Raw genomic sequence first — 4,061 nt, forward strand, 5'->3', positions numbered from 1 at the left:
GGGGGCTCGCGCCCGCCGCCCCCCCCCCCGCCCCCAACCCCCCCCCCCCCCCCCCGCCCGCCGCCGCGGCGCCGCGGGGGGCGCCCCCCCCGGGCGGGCCCCCCCGACGCTGATTCATTTCACCACACGCGGCAGCGCTTTTCCTTCACCATCGGCTGCCCCGCCTTGCACTGGAACGCCTGCTGGAACTGCGGCATATTGACCATCAGCCCGTTGACGCGGTAACGCCCCGGCGAGTGCGGGTCCGTCATCGCGCTCACGCGCAGGTTTTCCGGACGATTGTTTTCGCAAGCCCATTGCGCGTAGCCGACAAAAAAGCGCTGCTCCGGCGTGAGGCCATCACGCGGCGGCTGGGGTTGCGCCTTCTGCGGCATCGCCGCCATCTCCGTTCGCCACGCCATCCAGCCGAGGATCAGCCCGCCCAGGTCGGCGACATCCTCGCCCAGCGTGAGCTTGCTGTTGATCTTGATGTCGTCGACGACCGTGTACCGCGCGTACTGGTCGACGATGCACTGGGCCCGCTCCTCGAACGCCTTGGCATCCTTCTTCGTCCACCAGTCCTTCAGGTTGCCGTCGGCGTCGAACTGGCGGCCTTCGTCGTCGAAGGCGTGCGTCAGTTCATGGCCGATGGTGCCGCCCGTGTTGCCGTAGTTCGGTGCGTCGTCCATCTTCGGATCGAACAGCGGCGGCTGCAGCACGCCGGCCGGGAAGTTGATGTCGTTCATCTGCGGATCGAAGTACGCGTTCACCGTCGGCGGCGTCATGCCCCACTCCGAACGGTCGAGCGGCTTGCCGATCTTGGCCAGCTGGCGCCGTGCCTCGAACCGGTTGCCGCGCTCGACGTTGCCGGCGAAATCGCCCGCCTTCACGACGTAGGCGCTGTAGTCGCGCCATTTATCCGGGTAGCCGATCTTGTTGACGATCGCGGCCAGTTTATTCTGCGCCTGCTGTTTCGTCTCCGCGCTCATCCAGTCGAGTTCGTCGATGTCCTTCTTCATCGCGTCTTCGATCTGGCGCGTCATGTGCAGCGCCTTGTCCTTCAGCTCGGGCGAGAATGCGCGGCCGACGAATTCCTGGCCCAGCGCCTCGCCCAGCTGGTGGTCGACGAGCGCCACGCAGCGCTTCCAGCGCGGTTGCTGCTGCTGCACGCCGCGCAGCGTCCTGCTGAAGAAATCGAAGTGCTCGTTGTCGAAGTTCGACGCCAGCACCGGCGACATGTTGCGCGCCACGTGCCAGCGCAGGTAGGTGCGGGTGGCGTCCGCGCCGTTCGTCTTCCACATCTTGCCGAGCGCCTTGAAGAACGCGGGTTCGGTGACGTTGAACGTGCCCAGGCTGCCCTCGCCCAGCTCGTCGAGGTAGGCGTGCCAGTCGAAGCCCGGCGTCAACGCCTGCAGGCCTTGCGCGTCGACCTTGTGGAACAGTTTATGCGGGTCGCGCTTGTCGACGGCCGACAGCGATGCCTTCGCCAGCGTCGTCTCCATCTGCATCACGCGCGCCGCGTTGCGTTGCGCCGCCGCGGGCGTATCGCCCAGCAGCTTGAACGTGTTCGCGATGTGCGCGACATATTTGGCGCGGATTTCCTTCGACTTGGCGTCGGTCTTGAGGTAAGAGTCGCGGTCCGGCAGGCCCAGGCCGCCTGCGACGGCGAACGCGATCACGCGCGAGGAGTCCGCGAAATCCTGGCTCGACGAGAAACCGAAGAACAGGGCCGGATCCGCGAGCGCCAGTTGCAGGCGCGCGAGCACGCGCGGCAGGTCGCGGTTCGACTGGATGGTCGCGATCTCGTCGAAATACGGCGTCAGCGGCGCGGCGCCGCGCGCTTCGATCGCCTTCTCGTCCATGCAGGCGCCGAAGTAATCGCCGATCTTTTGCTGGTTCGCGTTACGGCCATCCTGGCGCTGCGCGAGGTCTTCGAGGATGCCCCACAGGTAGCGGCGGTTGTCCAGCGCCAGCTTGCCGTACACGGACCAGCGCGCCTGGTCGGCCGGGATCGGATTGTTCCTGATCCAGCCGCCGCACGCGTACTGGTAAAAATCGACGCAGGGGTCGGCGCTGCGGTCCATCGAGTTCACGTCCAGGCCCGGCGTGTACGGGAACGACGTGGCGGGACGCTCGGCCGGCGTCTGGGCGGTGGCGACGGAGGCGCATCCGGCCAGGACGGCACAGACGGCAAGACGAAGGGACAAGCGCATGAATATTCCTGGTAAGAATGACCCCTCATGCTGCCATGCTGTGGTCATTCATGCAATGCGATATCGCGGATCGCGTAGCCCTCCGGCAAGGCGAACGTGGACGCCGGGACATCGCCGAACTTGAGGTTGTCGACATGCGAGACGATGTCGCCAAACTCCGGCATGTTCAACTGGAGGTACACGACGGTCGCCAGATCGGCCGAAAACCACGTTTCCACCTTGTGCACCAGGGGCTTCTCGTTGCCCTGGGCGCCGGCGGGCACGGTGAATTCCGAACGGCTGCCGTTCGCCTTGACGCCGGCGATCACCTTCTCGCCCAGGTCGGTCGTCGCGCCCGACGGAACGGGCGGCTGTACGGGCGCCGCTTCGTCCAGCGCGGCCCCCTGCAGGCGCAGGACTTCCTTGCGCTCCGGGCAGACGAGGTAGACCGCATGTTGCGTCGGATCGGCGATGACGATGCGCTCCAGCCCGAACGACGACGACACCGTACGCGAGCGGCCATCCTTGTCGTAAGCATACGACGTCTTCGTTTGCGACTTTTGCGCATTGCCGCCGGCGAGCGCGATGCTCGTGTCCGTCACGTAATCGTAGGTGTACGCCAGCGGCTTGCCGGCGCCGGCAAGGATCCTGAGCCTGGCGACGGCAGCGTTGTACTCGACGCGGAGGCGTTGGGGGCTGAATTGATCGGCATGATGCGCCTGCATGATGCCGGTGACGTCGGGCCGCGTCATGTCGCCGGTCTGGGCGGCGGCGGGCAGGATCTGGCACGCGACCAGCAGGCTGAACAGGATTGCGGAAACTTTCATGGTCTTCCCTTTCGTTGGTAAGCAATCAGCGGCGCACGATTTCGCGCACCGTATAGTCGGCCGGCACGGCAAACAGGGCCGTCGGCGGTTCGAGGCGGTAGAGGTTCCGCACGCGCATCACACTGTCCCCCATGAACGGGTTGGACATCCTCATCTCGAGGGGAATCCACAGGTCGCGCGCGATCCACACTTCCGTCGTGCTGATCATCGGCTTGACGTTGCCGCTCGCCCCCGCCGGCACGGTCACGGTCGTGTGGGTGCCGGTGGCCGTCAATCCCTCGATCTGCTTCGTGCCGAGCGAACGCGACTGGGCTACGGTGCCCGCCGCGTCGACGTTCAGCGCCGGCGCCAGTTGCTCGGCCACCTTCGCGGCACCGGGCGCGGATGCCGCCGGACCGGCGGGCGCCGCGATGGCCATCCGGTAGCCCGTCTTCGTGTCCGGATACAGGCGGTAGCTCATGCCCCCGACCGGATCCTGGATCTGCACGAGCGGCTTGCCATTCCATTCCGATTCCACCCGGGTGCGTCCATCGCTGTCGCGGTACAGCTTTTCCGTGTTGCGCTGGACGATGCGGTTGCCGTCGGCCAGCACCTTGACCGTTTCCGTCACGCGCTCGGCGGAATACGGCAGGCTGCGCACCGTGCAATCGTCGGTACAGCGGGTCGACGCGCTGGTCCGCAGCAGCATCAATTCCAGCGCTTCATTCGCCGCCCCGCCCTGCTGCGCATGGGCCAGCGGCGCCAGCGCAAGCAAAGCGAGGCCGGCGGACAAGAAAGTCCGTTTCATCACTCCTCCTTGGAAAAAACTTCAGTTCACGGCCAGCCGTATCGCCAGCGGTTCGCCCGTCCCCGCCACCAGCAGTTCCGCGTGGACCAGTTCCTGCGGTGCGTCCGCCACGATCGGAATCCCCATCTGCACGAGGGCCGCGCGCGGCAGGTTCGCCTGCTTCAATTGCGGATTCGGTGCGGCCGCCATGCGCTCCGGCGGCACGAGCGGCACGAACCCGACGTCGGCCGCCGGACCGTGTGGAACAGGCGCTGCTGCGCGCTTTCAGGCAACGCC

At 66.6% G+C, this 4,061-nt stretch carries 4 protein-coding genes; all 4 read right to left on the bottom strand.

The window, feature by feature from the left end:
* Positions 1–119: 119 nt before the first annotated feature.
* The 4 genes from ACEN88_RS25960 to ACEN88_RS25975 are packed head-to-tail and all read right to left on the bottom strand — an operon-like array spanning position 120 to position 3,974.
* Positions 120–2,192, bottom strand: coding sequence for a M13 family metallopeptidase (locus tag ACEN88_RS25960; RefSeq protein ID WP_413344309.1), 2,073 nt, complete (start codon positions 2,190–2,192; stop codon positions 120–122).
* 44 nt (positions 2,193–2,236) lie between these two features.
* A complete protein-coding gene (locus ACEN88_RS25965; RefSeq protein WP_413344311.1) occupies positions 2,237–2,998 on the bottom strand; it encodes a hypothetical protein in 762 nt (253 codons plus the stop codon).
* A 25-nt stretch (positions 2,999–3,023) separates the two neighbouring features.
* The gene (locus tag ACEN88_RS25970) at positions 3,024–3,785 is read right to left on the bottom strand and encodes a hypothetical protein (RefSeq protein WP_413344313.1); all 762 of its coding nucleotides are present in this window, start codon (positions 3,783–3,785) and stop codon (positions 3,024–3,026) included.
* Between the two features lie 21 nt (positions 3,786–3,806).
* Complete coding sequence (locus ACEN88_RS25975) at positions 3,807–3,974, bottom strand: hypothetical protein (protein WP_413344315.1); 168 nt, start codon at positions 3,972–3,974, stop codon at positions 3,807–3,809.
* Positions 3,975–4,061 lie beyond the last annotated feature (87 nt).

It is taken from the genome of Massilia sp. CT11-108 (genome assembly GCF_047302915.1).
In the GTDB taxonomy this organism is placed as follows: Bacteria; Pseudomonadota; Gammaproteobacteria; order Burkholderiales; family Burkholderiaceae_D; genus Telluria; species Telluria orientalis.